This window comes from Dokdonia pacifica, assembly GCF_900188275.1.
Classification (GTDB): Bacteria; Bacteroidota; Bacteroidia; order Flavobacteriales; family Flavobacteriaceae; genus Dokdonia; species Dokdonia pacifica.
In genome coordinates this window covers 255,131-270,389 of the sequence record NZ_FZNY01000003.1, presented here as the reverse complement: position 1 = coordinate 270,389, position 15,259 = coordinate 255,131, and the positions used below count along the sequence as shown (strand labels likewise).

The 15,259-nt window shown below is 33.4% G+C and carries 17 protein-coding genes; 6 read left to right on the top strand and 11 right to left on the bottom strand.

The features are described 5' to 3' along the window. Window positions 1-23: 23 nt before the first annotated feature. Window positions 24-548: an RNA polymerase sigma factor gene (locus CHB80_RS11260; RefSeq protein ID WP_089371568.1), complete on the bottom strand. Its 525-nt coding sequence runs from the start codon at window positions 546-548 to the stop codon at window positions 24-26. A gap of 151 nt (window positions 549-699) precedes the next feature. On the opposite strand from CHB80_RS11260, the gene CHB80_RS11255 reads away from it, so the two are divergent. The 3 genes from CHB80_RS11255 to CHB80_RS11245 all read left to right on the top strand — a co-directional run bounded on the left by CHB80_RS11255 (window position 700) and on the right by CHB80_RS11245 (window position 5,244). Further along, entirely contained in the window at window positions 700-2,235 is a 1,536-nt protein-coding gene (locus CHB80_RS11255; RefSeq protein ID WP_089371567.1) for a hypothetical protein, read from the top strand. A 3-nt stretch (window positions 2,236-2,238) separates the two neighbouring features. Further along, complete coding sequence (locus tag CHB80_RS11250) at window positions 2,239-2,733, top strand: hypothetical protein (RefSeq protein WP_229746839.1); 495 nt, start codon at window positions 2,239-2,241, stop codon at window positions 2,731-2,733. A gap of 270 nt (window positions 2,734-3,003) precedes the next feature. Continuing rightward, a complete protein-coding gene (locus tag CHB80_RS11245; protein WP_089371566.1) occupies window positions 3,004-5,244 on the top strand; it encodes an ATP-binding protein in 2,241 nt (746 codons plus the stop codon). A gap of 6 nt (window positions 5,245-5,250) precedes the next feature. On the opposite strand, the gene CHB80_RS11240 is transcribed toward CHB80_RS11245, so the two are convergent. The 3 genes from CHB80_RS11240 to CHB80_RS11230 form a co-directional block, all read right to left on the bottom strand. Then, window positions 5,251-5,901 carry a hypothetical protein gene (locus CHB80_RS11240; protein ID WP_089371565.1) on the bottom strand — a complete coding sequence of 217 codons (651 nt, stop codon included), beginning with the start codon at window positions 5,899-5,901 and terminating at the stop codon, window positions 5,251-5,253. Continuing rightward, window positions 5,894-6,838, bottom strand: coding sequence for a phosphoribosylaminoimidazolesuccinocarboxamide synthase (locus tag CHB80_RS11235; protein ID WP_089371564.1), 945 nt, complete (start codon window positions 6,836-6,838; stop codon window positions 5,894-5,896). The genes CHB80_RS11240 and CHB80_RS11235 overlap by 8 nt, the downstream gene beginning before the upstream one ends. A gap of 62 nt (window positions 6,839-6,900) precedes the next feature. Then, on the bottom strand, window positions 6,901-7,854 hold the full coding sequence (locus tag CHB80_RS11230; protein ID WP_089371563.1) for a PhoH family protein: 954 nt from the start codon (window positions 7,852-7,854) through the stop codon (window positions 6,901-6,903). A gap of 181 nt (window positions 7,855-8,035) precedes the next feature. Here CHB80_RS11230 and CHB80_RS11225 point away from each other — a divergent pair, with 181 nt between their 5' ends. Then, window positions 8,036-8,869 carry an SAM hydrolase/SAM-dependent halogenase family protein gene (locus tag CHB80_RS11225; RefSeq protein WP_089371562.1) on the top strand — a complete coding sequence of 278 codons (834 nt, stop codon included), beginning with the start codon at window positions 8,036-8,038 and terminating at the stop codon, window positions 8,867-8,869. After that, window positions 8,869-9,165 carry a putative quinol monooxygenase gene (locus tag CHB80_RS11220; RefSeq protein ID WP_089371561.1) on the top strand — a complete coding sequence of 99 codons (297 nt, stop codon included), beginning with the start codon at window positions 8,869-8,871 and terminating at the stop codon, window positions 9,163-9,165. The genes CHB80_RS11225 and CHB80_RS11220 overlap by 1 nt, the downstream gene beginning before the upstream one ends. A 12-nt stretch (window positions 9,166-9,177) precedes the next feature. On the opposite strand, the gene CHB80_RS11215 is transcribed toward CHB80_RS11220, so the two are convergent. The 7 genes from CHB80_RS11215 to CHB80_RS11185 all read right to left on the bottom strand — a co-directional run bounded on the left by CHB80_RS11215 (window position 9,178) and on the right by CHB80_RS11185 (window position 14,437). Continuing rightward, window positions 9,178-9,582 carry a hypothetical protein gene (locus CHB80_RS11215; protein WP_089371560.1) on the bottom strand — a complete coding sequence of 135 codons (405 nt, stop codon included), beginning with the start codon at window positions 9,580-9,582 and terminating at the stop codon, window positions 9,178-9,180. Window positions 9,583-9,655: 73 nt separating this feature from the next. Next, window positions 9,656-10,543 (bottom strand): type IX secretion system protein PorD, encoded by an 888-nt coding sequence (gene porD / locus CHB80_RS11210; protein ID WP_089371559.1) that lies wholly within the window; start codon window positions 10,541-10,543, stop codon window positions 9,656-9,658. Further along, the gene (coaBC, locus tag CHB80_RS11205) at window positions 10,540-11,748 is read right to left on the bottom strand and encodes a bifunctional phosphopantothenoylcysteine decarboxylase/phosphopantothenate--cysteine ligase CoaBC (RefSeq protein WP_089371558.1); all 1,209 of its coding nucleotides are present in this window, start codon (window positions 11,746-11,748) and stop codon (window positions 10,540-10,542) included. Before coaBC ends, porD begins: the two co-directional genes overlap by 4 nt. A gap of 8 nt (window positions 11,749-11,756) precedes the next feature. Continuing rightward, window positions 11,757-12,095 (bottom strand): DNA-directed RNA polymerase subunit omega, encoded by a 339-nt coding sequence (locus CHB80_RS11200; RefSeq protein WP_089371557.1) that lies wholly within the window; start codon window positions 12,093-12,095, stop codon window positions 11,757-11,759. An 11-nt stretch (window positions 12,096-12,106) separates the two neighbouring features. Further along, on the bottom strand, window positions 12,107-12,919 hold the full coding sequence (locus tag CHB80_RS11195) for an outer membrane protein assembly factor BamD (protein WP_089371556.1): 813 nt from the start codon (window positions 12,917-12,919) through the stop codon (window positions 12,107-12,109). 119 nt (window positions 12,920-13,038) lie between these two features. Continuing rightward, window positions 13,039-13,917, bottom strand: a complete 879-nt coding sequence (gene dapA, locus CHB80_RS11190) for a 4-hydroxy-tetrahydrodipicolinate synthase (RefSeq protein ID WP_089371555.1) — start codon at window positions 13,915-13,917, stop codon at window positions 13,039-13,041. A gap of 1 nt (window position 13,918) precedes the next feature. Next, on the bottom strand, window positions 13,919-14,437 hold the full coding sequence (locus CHB80_RS11185; protein ID WP_089371554.1) for a DUF6913 domain-containing protein: 519 nt from the start codon (window positions 14,435-14,437) through the stop codon (window positions 13,919-13,921). A 54-nt stretch (window positions 14,438-14,491) separates the two neighbouring features. Here CHB80_RS11185 and CHB80_RS11180 point away from each other — a divergent pair, with 54 nt between their 5' ends. Further along, complete coding sequence (locus CHB80_RS11180) at window positions 14,492-15,256, top strand: 5'-nucleotidase C-terminal domain-containing protein (RefSeq protein ID WP_089371553.1); 765 nt, start codon at window positions 14,492-14,494, stop codon at window positions 15,254-15,256. The last annotated feature ends 3 nt before the right edge of the window (window positions 15,257-15,259 follow it).

Below are 15,259 nucleotides of genomic sequence, written 5' to 3'. Positions count from 1 at the left end.
CTTTAGTATAAAATATCCTGAAACTATTTTATATTAAATCCTTCAAGCTCTTCTTTTATTTTTTTGAAAGCACTATAAATTCTGTATTCTACTACTTTTTTGGTGATCCCCAACTCATCTGCAATTTCTTGATGCTTCTTCCCTTCTGCTTTATTAAGTAAAAAAGCGACCCGTTGTTCTTCAGACAATCTTCCTAAGACTTCTTGATAATTTTTTAGAAACTCATCCTTTTGAAGTAAAAACTCTGGAGACTCATTAGTATAGTCTTTAGGTTGAATTTTTCTGTAATTCAATACTACTTTATGATGCTTTACATGATTAAGCATCATATTATTTGCAATCGTATAGAGATAGGACTTGGCTTTATCCAATGCAACCTTTTTACAATTCTCCCATAATTTTATAAAAGCTTCTTGCGCGGTATCTTTAGGATTAAGAACCTCCCCGTATTTATAATACAAGTGATTTGCTAGCGGTTGCGCATAGGTGTCATATAATTTTGAAAAGATGTGATCTTCACAAACAGAACTATGTAATGGCTTCTTCAAAAGGGTGCTTTAGGTTTGCTACAAAGCTAACAGAAACTTTTTAATTTTTTTTTCAGGAGTTTTTAAAAGCTAGTTGTTCTATGTTTGAACGATCGTTAACAAAATGCATTCTTAAAATAATTTTTGCTAATCATAACAAAAACGAATATTTATGAAATTCTTAAAAAATGCTCCATATTTTCTACTTGCGACTTTTTTACTTTTTAGTGCTTGTAGAACAGAAGACGAAGAAATTATTACCCCACCAGAACAACAATCTCTTGAAGCAAATTCAAATGCTGCAAATTTAATTACCAGAGTAAGTACGAATGATGGATCTAATGATAATATTTTAGATAATGCTAACTGTATAAATATACAATTACCCGTTACTGTTATTATTGACGACTTAGAAATCATCGTTAATTCTGAAGAAGATTTTGATACGATTGAAGATATTTTTGATGAATTTATAAATGATATAGATGAATTAGATTTTGTATTTCCAATCACAATTATTCTTAGCGATTTTACAGAGGTAACTATTGCAAATGAAGAAGAGTTAATAGCGCTTGTGGAAGAATGTTCTGGAGAGAATGAGGTGGATGAAGATATTGAGTGTATTGACTTTCAATACCCTATCACCTATTCTATTTTTGATCAAAACAATGAACTTATAGAAACCGTTACGATTTCTAATGACCAAGAACATTATGAATTTATAGAGAATCTAGATGATACTGATATTATCACAATTAATTTCCCTCTTACTTTAATCCTGTCAGATGGAAATACGGTAACAGTCACCAATATTTTAGACTTAGAAGAAGTCATTGAAGATGCCATAGATGATTGTGATGAAGATGATGATAATGATATAGATGACGATGATTGTGAAGACTGTACTAATGATACTTTAGTAGATGCGCTTGAATCATGCGACAATGGATTTGTTGTAGATGAGTTTATCATTGGTGACATTGATAATACAGAGCAGTATGAAGATTATGTTTTTGAATTTAATCCAAATGGAGTTGTCATTGTAGAAACTAATGGAGAAGTATTTGAAGGTACTTGGTCTTTTGACGGCGAAGGAAATGATAGTACTATTGAAATTTCTATACCTGGATTAGATGATTTTAATGATGTGTGGGAGGTTATAGAAATAGAGAATGAAGATGAAGAAGTTGAAATTACTATCACAAATGGTAACGATTATATTGTCTTTGAATGTGATGATGAAGATGATGGTAATGATGATTTTGATTGCCCCGATTTAGAAGCTAATATTGGTGATGCTTGTGAAAGCCAAAATGGAAACAATGGTATTATAAATGAAAATTGTGAGTGTGAAGAAGAAGATGACGTCACATTTTTAGAAGGTGTTCTTACCGCAGAAAATAGTGTATGGTTTGTAAGTAGCTACACAGAAGATAACAATGATGAAACCGCTATCTTTAATGGGTTTGAATTTGAATTCAATATAGATGGGACTGCGACAGCTAACAACAGTGGTACTATTACTAACGGAACATGGGCACATATAAACAATGAGACAGAATTACTACTAAATTTTGGAACCTCCTCACCATTAGATGAATTAGAAGACGATTGGGATATCATTTCTGTGACTGAAACCCAAGTAGAGCTTCAAGATGTGAGTGGCGGTAATGGAGGAACTGATACGTTGATATTAACAAGATTATAAATTATGAAAACACTGAATAAATTATTTATTGGTACTTTCTTCCTTATAGGTATGATAGCTTTACAAAGTTGTACTACCGATGATAATAGCAATAGCAGTAATAACACGGATGCTCAAATCATGGAAGCACAAAGTATTGCAAACACAGGAACTTGGATCATTACCAACTTTAATGATTCTGGACAGGATGAAACATCAGATTTTAATGGCTATACGTTTGACTTTGGAAGCGAAGGTGTATTAACAGCTACCAATGGTACAAATACGCTAACAGGTACTTGGTCTATCACTGATGACAGTAATAGTAGTAGTGATGATGATAGTTCTGATGATGATGACATCGATTTTAATATTTCCTTCCCTGTTTCTCAATCAAATGATTTTGAAGATTTAAATGATGATTGGGATATCATATCTATTACAGAAAATCGTATAGAACTTAGAGATATAAGTGGAGGAAATGGAGGAATAGACGTAGTTGTATTTGAAAGAAGTTAACAAATAACGCCCCGACAATTAATTTAAATCTATCGATTTAAATTATATTTTAAAGAGGTTATCTAATTGATAACCTCTTTTTATATATGATTATTTTTAAAACGAACACCAACATATATTGCTACTGTTAAACAGCAATAAAAAATAAGAAAATACCTACAAATAAAGTTTTTAAAGAATTAAAAAAAGTATATTTGTCTTGGTTATCAATATAGTACCCTCCATGTATTGATAGTATTTATGTACTAGCGCTTTATTGCTACTTAACCAATGAATAAAGATACACAATCAACCAAAGAGGTCATTGAGCTTCTCGATAAGGCTTATGCATTACGTGGTGAAAATATGCACCACAGTATAGAACTTGCCCAAGAAGCACTCAAAAAAAGTAGAATCCTTAATGATTCTTCTCTCATAGGGAGTAGCTTAAGCAAGCTTGCTTTATTTCATATGGTTAGTGCAGACAATCAAAAAGCCATTGAAATGTCTGAAGAAGCCATCACTCATTTTAAAAAAGACAATGATGAGTTAGGCATCGCTAAAGCCAAATATAACATCGCAGGCGTTTACTATAAGACGAATAATTACCATTTAGGGATGTTTCATCTTATTGATTGTCTTACCATATTCCGTAAACACGACGATAAGCATAATGAATCTAGAACTCATAAAACACTCGGAACCATATATGAAGTTTTAGGAGATCAAGAAAGTGCTATTCTGGCATATAAAAATGCGATTACCTGTGCTAAAGATGTTAGTGACAAAAACCTAGAGTCTAATGCCTATAATCCCCTTTCAGGAATCTTACTTAAAAGAGGAGAAATAAAAGAAGCATTAGAAATCATAGAGTTATCTGTTGCTATAAAAATAGAAACTAAAGATAGACGCGGATATGCTTTTGCCATTTATGGCCGTGCTAAAGTATTAACATATCTAGAACGATATGACGAAGCACTAAAAGACTTCGAAGAAGCTTTAGCTATTCATGAAGAAGTAGGAGATCAATTTGCTATTGCTATGTGCCATAATAAAATGGCAAAGCTCTTTATAAAAATTGGAAAGAGAGAAATGGCAAAAGAGTGCCTACTCGCTGCTATTGATATAAGCACCAAAAATAATCTCTCTATCATGAAATATAAATGTTATCACTTTATGTATACCATTTATAAAGAAGAAGGAAATGCAGCGATTTCATTACAATACTTAGAAAATTATATCCAAGAAAAAGATGCCGCTTTAAATTCTCAAACACTCAAAGTAATTGAGAATTATGAACGTATTTCTAAAATACAGTCTAAAGAAAACGAAGCAAAATTAGAAAGACAAAAAGCCGAAATTGCTGCAAAACAAGAACGTGCAGAACAAGAAGCTTCAATGAAGCAAAATTTCCTATCGGCGATGAGTCATGAGATTAGAACTCCTTTAAATGCAGTAACCAGTATTATCTCTTTACTAAGAGAACGATCTGATGAGGAAGAAAAAAAATTACTTACATCACTACGGTTTTCTGCAAATCATCTTATGCATATTATCAATGATATTCTTGATTTTTCAAAGTTAGAATCCAATAAAATGGATTTAGAAAAACATCCTGTAAAATTCAAGGAGGTATTGTGTAATATACAGCAAACCTATGTAAGTCTTGCTGAAGACAAAGGCATTACTTTAGATTTAAATATAGCAGATACTGTAGCCAATAGCTATGAAATAGATGAAACTAAATTATTCCAAATTATAGGAAATTTAGTAAGTAACGCTATCAAATTTACTGAAAAAGGCGCTGTAGAAATTAGTGTAGACACAACTACTATAGGAAAAGAAAATGACCGTCTATTATTTAAAGTAAAAGATACCGGGATTGGTATTCCTGCAGCAGAAAAGGAAAAGCTTTTTGAGAGTTTTTATATGCCTAAATCTATTATGACTCGAAATGATGGAGGCACTGGATTAGGTCTTTCTATTGTAAAAAAATTAATAGAGCTACACGGAAGCACCATATCTATAGATAGTGTAGAAGGCGAAGGATCTGTATTTAAATTTGAACTTGAATTTAAAAAATCTGAAGCACCTGTTCATATGGACAAGGAGATGTTTAAGTCGTTACAAAATAAAACAGCTATCCTAGCCGAAGACAATGAGATTAATGCACTGGTGATGCGACAACTACTCAACAAGTGGGGTATTTCTATAAAACGTGTAAAAAACGGAAAACAAGCTATTGTTCAAGCACATGAGTTTAAAGTAGATTTTATTCTAATGGATATTCATATGCCTGAAATGAATGGTTTTGATGCTACACGTATCATCAGATCTACAGAAAATTTAAATCAACATACACCCATTTTTGCATTAACAGCCGATGTTACTTCTGCAAATAAAGACGAGTTTGCAGATCTATTTGATGGTTTCTTATGGAAACCTATTGAAATGCAACGCCTATTTGATGCACTTACCAAGTTATACTCAGAAAAAGATATTTCTAATACTCGTTTTATCGACACAAAATAAAATGGATTAATTACTTTTTAAAGAAAGTTCTTTAAAGTTTAATTCATAGTCATTATTAAGAACATCAATATGGATGATCATAAATGATCGGATATCACTACTTATAAAATACTGCATAAAATGATGATTATTTTTAAAAGCAAACTCTTGTTTTACTTTTAGTTTTACCATTTTATGCCCTCTAAAATTCTTAATACGTTTTTCTATAATTTCAGAAGTTCGACCATACTGTTGGTCTTCCCTTTTCATCGTAGCAGCAAAATCGCTTATATAATAGGATGCTGCCTCTTTGGTTAATGCTAAATAAGGTCTAGGATAAATTGCTATAAAATTACTAGGCATCAGTTCATCCCTAAAGAACACAGGTTTCTCTTCTTTATCCCTATACTCTTTTGAGGATTGTAGTAACGTATTCACAAAACGATCATCACTAACTTTTGCTAGTTCAAAAATCGCTTCGTACGTTAGCTTCTCATAATTAGGAGGTAACCAAACTGTTGAATTTAGAAACTCAACATCATATTCTTTAAGTATGGAGGTATCTAACTGTTTTTGAGTTGTACTTTCTTTTTTTTCATTGCAGGAAACATAACAAAAAGTAACTGAAACACACAGTGCTAACAGGTATTTTTTATATGCACAAAAGCTCCTACTCAAGATAGTTTAATACATTTTGTTCTATTCTGACTTCTATATTAGATACATCCGCTTTCGCGAAAGCTTCCCCAGTAATATTCTCATATAATTCGATATATCGATCAGACACGGTAGCTATGTATTCATCAGACATTTCTGGCACGGTTTGTCCTTCCAAACCTTGGAAATTATTGCTTATGAGCCATTGTCTTACAAACTCTTTAGATAATTGTTTTTGGGCTTCTCCCCTCGCCTGACGTTCTTCATAACCTTCTGCATAGAAATAACGAGAAGAATCTGGCGTATGAATCTCATCAATGAGTACAATCTCTCCATCGGCTGTTTTTCCGAACTCATACTTAGTATCTACTAGTATAAGACCACGACTAGCAGCAATCTCAGAACCTCTTTGAAATAACTTACGTGTATAATCTTCTAATACAACATAATCTGCTTCACTAACAATTCCTTTCTTTAAGATATCTTCACGAGAGATATCTTCATCATGATCACCCATCTCAGCTTTAGTTGCAGGTGTAATGATAGGTGTTGGAAATGCATCATTTTCTTTCATTCCCTCTGGCATTGGGACACCACACAACATTCTTTTTCCAGCTTTGTACTCTCGAGCAGCATGCCCAGACATATAACCACGTATCACCATCTCTACTTTAAAAGGCTCACAACGCTTTCCTATAGCCACATTAGGATCTGGTGTAGCCACGAGCCAGTTAGGTACTAGATCTTCTGTATCCTTCATCATCTTGGTCGCTATCTGATTTAAGATTTGCCCTTTATATGGGATTCCTTTAGGCATCACCACATCAAAAGCACTTAATCTATCTGTTGCTACCATTAGCAATAAGTCATTATCAAGAGTATATACTTCTCGTACTTTTCCTTTATATAAATCCTTTTGTCCTGGGAAGTTAAAATTAGTATCTATAATGGTATTCATGATTGTATGTAGATAAATCTAGTTGTATGTTTTATTTTAAAATGCAAGAATAGAATGTGTAATTAATTCCTATTCTCAATATCCTTATAGGCAGAAATTACTTTTTTAACCAATGGGTGACGTACAACATCTTTATCGTCTAGGTAAAGCATCCCGACCCCTTTTACATTTTTAAGAATAAGTAATGCTTCTTTAAGACCACTGGTAACACGTCTTGGTAAATCTATCTGTCCAGGATCGCCTGTAATCATAAACTTAGCACTACGCCCCATACGCGTTAAAAACATTTTCATTTGCGCATGCGTTGTATTTTGGGCCTCATCTAGAATCACAAATGCATTATCTAAGGTACGTCCTCTCATAAACGCCATCGGAGCAATTTGAATCACTCCTTTTTCTATAAAGCTTTCTAACTTTTCATGCGGGATCATATCACGTAAGGCATCATATAGCGGTTGCATATACGGATCAAGCTTTTCCTTCATATCACCAGGTAGAAATCCTAAGTTCTCTCCTGCTTCTACCGCTGGACGTGTTAGAATAATACGTTTTACAGATTTTTCTTTAAGTGCTTTTACAGCAAGTGCCACTCCTACATAGGTTTTTCCTGTTCCTGCAGGACCTATAGCAAATACTAGATCATTCTTTTTAGAAAGCTCTACCAGCTTACGCTGATTTGCTGTTTGTGGTTTAATCAATTTACCACTTACACCATGTACAATGGTTTCTCCACTCTCTTTAGACGTTTCATAATCGGCTTTACTTTGACTAGTAAGTACACGCTCAATGACATTTTCGTCCAGCTTGTTATACTTTCCAAAATGCTCTGTAAGCATAGAAAATCGCCTATCAAATTCTTCTAATAAGTCTTCGTCACCATAGGCTTTTATCTTATTTCCTCTAGCAACAATTTTCAATTTTGGAAAGTAGCGTTTAAGTAATTCTATATTGGCATTTTGTTGTCCAAAAAACTCACGCGGGTTGATTTCTGAAAGTTCAATTATTAATTCGTTCAAATGGCAAGCAGTTTTTATGAGATTCCTCAGTAAATTATTTTAGATTTGTTAAAGCAAAGTACGAAATTTTTGAGCTTCTATACCTACTCATGAGTTATCGTATTATTAAAAATAATAAACAATTTGGGGAAGGTTGTTGTTTTTGCTTTCGCGAAAGCGTACTATTCCTTTATATATACGTATGGCAATTATCACATTAACCACAGATTTTGGGGAAAAAGATCACTTTGCAGGTGCTGTAAAAGGTGCTATTTATAGTGAACTTAGTGATATACGTATTGTAGATATTACACATTCTATAGCGCCTTTTCATATTACAGAGGCTGCATATATTATACAGAATGCCTATAAAAACTTTCCGGAAGGGAGTATTCACATTATAGGGGTAGATAGCGAGCTCACACCTGAAACAAACCATATTGCTGTAAAACTAGAGAATCACTACTTCATATGTGCTAATAATGGTATCATTTCTTTAATCACTAGAGATATTGTTCCTCAGGAGATGGTAGAGATTAATATTCACAACAGAATTATCACAAATTTCACAGTGCTGGATGTATTTGTACAAACGGCTTGTCATATTGCTCGAGGTGGTACCTTAGGCGTGATCGGAAAGCCTATTTCTGAGATAAAACCGCTTACAGGCATTCAGCCGGTTGTTAATAAGTCTCAAAAACAGATTATAGGAAATGTAATTTATGTAGATAATTATGGCAATGTTGTGAGTAATATTACACGTAAATTATTTGAAGATATCGGAAAAGGGCGTCCATTTAAGATAGAAGCAAGACGTACTCAGATTTCAAAAATACATAAGTCTTATAGCGAAGCTATTAATTTTTCATTAGAAAAACATAAACGCGAAGAGGAAGGTAAGAAGCTTGCCATTTTTAATTCGGGTGATTATATAGAACTTGCTATTTATAAGAGCAATCCAACTACAGTAGGAAGTGCCGCTAGTCTTTTTGGATTAGACTATCGCGATGCTATTACGATAAACTTTGAAGATTAATGCTAGTACGAATTGTCAAAATGCGCTTTCGCGAAAGCGAAATACCTACATTTTTAACGAATTTTGAACAGGTAAAAGAGCAGATAAGAGCTTTTCCTGGTTGTCAATTTTTAGAATTGTATAGAGATCAAAATGATCCTTGCATTTTCTTCACCTATAGTTATTGGGATACTGCCGATGCCTTAAACGACTATCGTCACTCAACATTATTTAAAGGGGTTTGGGCAAAAACAAAACCCATGTTTTCAGATAAACCTGAAGCTTGGAGTGTTGATAAACTAGCGAGTTTAGATTGAAATCATAACTTCTTAGTATCTGGAATATTTAGAAGCAAATTTATTTAATTTATCTACGTTTATTATTCCATTTTCATTTATTACTTGTTCTTTAAATAATATAGTCAATAGTTTTTTCCAATTAGATCTTAACCTATCAGATTCGAATTTCACTCTTTGTTCAAAAAAATTTAACACTACATAATCATCATCATAATACCCTCTTGTACCATTTTCATTTGATGACATATAAATGATCTCATCGTTATTTTCTAGAGAGAATATAGATATTTCGGTTCCCAAACCTTTTCTATCAAACTTAAACACTTCTTCACCATCTAGAAGTACTTTTTCTCCTTTAAACTTAACCTTCTGTGCGTTGACAGAATTTAAAGTAATCATACTAATAGCAATTAAAAGAAAGTATTTGATTTTCATAAATTGAAAGAATTAAATGGTTAAGTAATAATCTTTAAAAATTATTTTCTAAATATAAATAAGTAAGTTTTTCTTAAAAAGAAATCTGCCTCCAGAATGTAGACTTTGTAGGTGCGATACGATTAAGTGTCGTTAATAAGTCTGTAATAGGAAGTTGTGGCCCTCCAGAAAACATAGACGCTATTTCTTCTGCTTTTGAATCAAAAAACACACGGTTTAAAAAGTTATTAGGACGCTTATTATACATGACCTTCATCTTACCAATAGCATCCATTACAGCTTTTTTTCCTTTTTTAGCATCGTCTGCCATAATATCCATTCCTTCGCGGTGGTAATCATATAGTACACTACTAAAATCTCTAAAATTAGGAGATAATAAATCCTCATTTAATCTGTAACGTGATTGTGGTCCGTCTTGTGGTCTCCAACCTCTATTGTTGCTTCCTTGTGCTGTGGTTACTATTTGCTTTGCAATTTGAAAATACTTATCGCCTTCATTAAGCTGAAACGTATTACTATCATATCCCAATATAGTATAGACATAATAAGAAATCACAGAAACTAAGTTAGAATCAAAGTTATTAGGATTAAAAATAAGCGGTTGGAATTCTACATATTCAAAATCAAAATCTCTGTCATTAAAGTTAAAAACAGGACTATCGTAATTTGAATTAAATACTGGACGAGATGATTGTACCTGAATACTTGCTTTAAAAGCATCAGAGTTTACTTCTTGAACAATAATATTAAACGAGCAATCAATACGCTCTTGTTGTTTATATCTTCTATCGGTCCACTTTGTGTTATTGATAAACTCAGTAAGCGATCTTTCTAACGTTCTAAAAACTTGAAGTTCTGCTTTTCCAGTTTGTTCTGCATTAATAATCACTACCGCATTAAGCTCTTGTGCTTGTACGGATAGCGAACATAAAATTACAAAGATTGCGATAAGTGTTCTCATGTCGTTTTTATAAGTATCTGGTCAAAAATATCTACAGCAACTTCTTTTTTTGATTTTAAATCATAAGAAGTAGGTGAGCCATCTTTGTCTATAAACGTAATTTTATTGGTTTTGGTCTTAAAGCCAGCACCTTTATCTCTAAGCGAATTTAAAACAATTGCATCTAAATTCTTCTTTTTTAATTTTTTTAGCGCATTTTCTTGCTCATTTTGAGTCTCTAAGGCAAACCCCACAAGGAATTGTCCTTGTTTTTTTTCACCCATAGAAGCAAGAATATCTTTTGTTTTTACCAGATGGATGGTAAACGTATCATCATTCTTTTTTATTTTCTCGTCAGCTACGTGTGATGGTTTATAATCGGCTACAGCAGCAGAAGCGATGGCAATATCACATTGCTCATACACTTGATGTACAGCTTCATACATATCATCTCCAGAAACCACAGAATGAACAGTGATAAGATCATGTTCGACTTTTAAGGCGCTAGGTCCCAAAATTAAATCTACAGAAGCTCCTAATTCGGCAGCTCTGTATGCGAGCTCAGCTCCCATAGTTCCACTACTATGATTTCCTATAAAACGTACAGGGTCTATAGCTTCATAGGTAGGTCCTGCAGTAATGACTACACGTTTACCTCGTAAGGGGAGTTTTTCTTGCATTTGAGTCTCTATAAATCGTACAATATCTTCTGGTTCTGCCATTCTTCCTTGACCTACTAAGCCACTCGCTAATTCTCCGCTTGTAGCTTCTATCATAATATTTCCGTATGAAGTAAGCTTTTCAAAACTTTCTTTAGAGGAAGGATGGATATACATATCAAGATCCATAGCTGGTGCAAAGTATACAGGACATTTTGCACTTAGGTACGTAGCTAATAATAGATTATCGCAAGTACCATTAGACATTTTAGAAAGTGTATTTGCTGTGGCTGGTGCAATCACCATAAGGTCAGCCCATAATCCTAATTCTACATGATTTGTCCAAACGGCATTATCATCTTCTTCTTTTGTAAAAGAACTATGAACAGGGTTTTTTGAAAGTGTAGATAGTGTGAGGGGTGTTACAAAATCCTTTGCTTTTTCTGTCATAACTACTTGCACAGAAGCGCCAGCTTTAATAAATGCTCTTACTAAAGTGGCGCTTTTGTATGCGGCTATGCCAGCGGTAACACCTAAAAGTACTTTTTTACCGCGTAATATTGACATATATGTGATTAAGCGTTTGTTTCGTCTTCAGAAACACTTGTATCTCTGTAATAAATACGGTCTTCTAACCATTCTTGAACAGCAAGTGCATGTGACTTAGGAAGACGCTCATAAAACTTAGATACTTCTATTTGTTCTTTGTTTTCAAATATTTCTTCAAGACTATCATTAAATGTAGCAAACTCATCTAATTTATCAGAAAGTTCCTTTTTAATTTCAGTATTGATTTGTGTTGCACGCTTTGCAATAATAGATATTGCTTCATACACATTATTTGTAGGGGCATCTACTAGATTTTTATCTATTGTTGTAGTGTTTACCGGTGCATCAGTCTCCTTAATATTCATTGTATAAATGTTTAATTTATGGTCTCTTCAGTTTGAAGTCTTACATTAATATCTTCTATCATTTTTGTGACTTCCTTAGCATATTTCCCAGAAGGATAATATTTTTCTAAAACTTCATATGCTTCTTTTGCTTTTGCTAATCGTTCTGCCATAAGGTCTTGTCGACTTCCTAAAGCATATTGATAAGCAGAATCAAATTTCCAGAACATGGCATCTTCTCTGTATGCAGATCCTGGATAAGCAGATATAAAATTGTCAAATGATTTCATTGCATTAGGAAATGTGTTACGGCTTGCGCCTATCGTATTATATCCCTTTGCAATTTCAAATTCTTTCTTTTCTAGCTTGGTTTGAAGCTCTTTCACCATAGCATTAGCTTTATCCTGTCGTTCTGATTCAGGATACTTATTGATATACTCTTGCAATTTCTCCATTGCCTTGTTGGTATCTTCTTGATCAAGATAATAACTAGGTGAGAGTTGATAATAGCTTTCTGCGCTCTTAAAAGCTGCTTCTTCATTTTTAGAACTCTGAGGATACGATTTTACAAAACGATCAAACTGGTATCCTGCCAAATAGTAATCTCCTAATTGGTAATAGATATCTGAATAGGCATACATCACACGCTCAGCTTGTGGACGCCCTCTATATAAAGGAACGATTTGTTCATAAAGCTTTAACGCTTTTTTATAACTTCCATTTTGATACAGAGAATCTGCAAGCGTATACTTGAGTTTGATATCATCAGACTTCAATGCATCTTGGTATGTTGAACAAGAACAAAATACGATTGCAAAAACTAAAAGGACAAGAATATTCTTCATAAGACTAAAACAGCAGGCAAAATTACACAAAAACTATCACATATTAAAACTTATATGATGATCCAAAAATAAACGGATTTATGGTCCGTATCACAGGATTAGCATAAGATTAACGCTTTTTATAAAGTTTTAAGATATACCCCAATTCTTTGTTTTAAATCTTCACTCGCCTTTACAAGGGGTAATCTTACGTGATCTTGACAGATATTTATCTGTGTTAATAATGATTTTATTCCTGCCGGATTTCCTTCCTCAAAAATAAGATCTATACTTGGCATGATTTGATAATGTGCTTGATACGCTTTCGCGAAAGCGCCCTCTAAACCATTCCTGATCATAGAAGAAAAAGAGGTTACCAACCCCTGGCCTATCACAGAAATTACCCCATCACCACCAGCCGAAACCATTGGTAATGCTAGCATATCATCTCCAGAAATCACTAAAAAGCCTTCTGGTCTATCTTTTAACAAACGTAATGCTTGTGTCATATCTCCCGCAGCTTCTTTGATAGCAATAATATTTTCAAAATCTTTTGCTAAACGTAAAGTTGTACTGGCTTCCATATTACTTCCTGTACGAGAAGGAACATTATACATAATAATTGGAAGTGGTGAAGCTTCAGAAATTGCTTTGTAATGTGCATATATCCCTTCTTGCGTAGGTCTATTATAATATGGAGAAACCGATAATATGGCATCAAAACCCTCAAGAATTCCTTCTGTTTTAAGTTCAGTAATAATAGCAGCTGTATTATTTCCCCCTAATCCTAACACAAGAGGCAAGCGTCCATTATTTACAGACACCACATGCTGTTTGACCTGTTTTTTCTCTTCAAGTGAAAGTGTAGCGCTCTCTGCGGTAGTTCCTAAAGCAACTAAATAATCAGTCCCTTGAGCAATATTATGTTCTATAAGTCTGGTTAACCCATCAAAATCTATAGATAGGTCTTCATTAAAAGGAGTAATTAGGGCTACTCCTGTACCTCGGAAGGATTGCATGTTAACTAATTTTAAGTATTTGTAAATATTTTTCTAATTCATTGATAAATAATGTCTCTTCACCTATAGCTGTAGTAATAACTAAATCCTGAAAACTTTGTTCATCTTTAATAAGACCTACTTTAAATGTGGCTTTAGAAAGTCCTGACACTACTTGGAGTGGTAGTCGATCTTCTGCATAATAACTTAAAAGAATATCAAAATCTTTTGCTACAAATTCTTTTAGAATTATTGTTTTTAAGGTTGCATTCCACCCGATTCCTTTTTCAGAATACACCCCTGGATCATTTTTTTGATCTTTAGGAAGTTTTGGCACATATGATAACACCTCAACGTCTTTAGGTTTAATTCCCAAAACATGGGCAAGTTGTTCTATTCTTTTTATATCAAAGGGCTTAGCATTTTCTTGTAGGATTCCTATACGACGTATTTGTCTACCCGAAGGAGTATACGATCTACTTTCTGTTTCTTTTTTAAGTTTTCTTAAAATGGATTTTGCCTTTAATCCGTTCAAAAACATCTATCTTAGCTTTTACGCAAATGTAGCTAAAAACAGACTAAATTTGACTTAAGAATGGTACTAAAAAAAATAACATATTCCCTCTTTTTTGTTTGTATTTTCACACTTTTCACAAGCTGTAAAGAAGATACTTACAATACTTCGAGAGTAGATGCCGAACTTGTTCCTATAGACAGGTCTATTAAAGAAGATTCTTCTATCACGGCTTTTATTGCTCCATACAAAGCTTCGGTAGATAAAGAAATGGACAGTGTTCTTGCATATGCTCCTACATCCATATCTAAAAATGATACTAGATACAATACAGCTTTAGGCAATATGATGGCAGATGCTGTTTTTGAAATGGCAAATCCTGTGTTTAAAGCAAGGGCAGGTTATCCTTTTAATGCTGTTATTTTAAATCATGGCGGTATCCGCGCTCCATTAAACAAAGGGAATGTCACTACGGGTTCTGCATATGAATTGATGCCTTTTGAAAATGAAGTGGTAGTAGTAGAGCTTAGTGGTTTCCAGATGAAAGAATTATTTCAATACTTAGCAAAAGGAAAAGCGCATCCTATTTCAAATCTACAAGTAATTCTTAATGAAGATGGAAGTCTTAAAAAAGGAACCATACAAGGTCACGAAATTATTGATAATGAAACCTATTTTGTTGCCACCAGTGATTATCTTCAAAAAGGAGGAGACAATATGACCTTTTTAAGTAAGCCCGTAAGTTTACTTACACTAGATTATAAAATACGTAATGTCCTTATAGATTACTTTAAAAAATACGATACCATTGCTCCTGTGAGAGATGACAGGTTTATAAAAGAATAAACA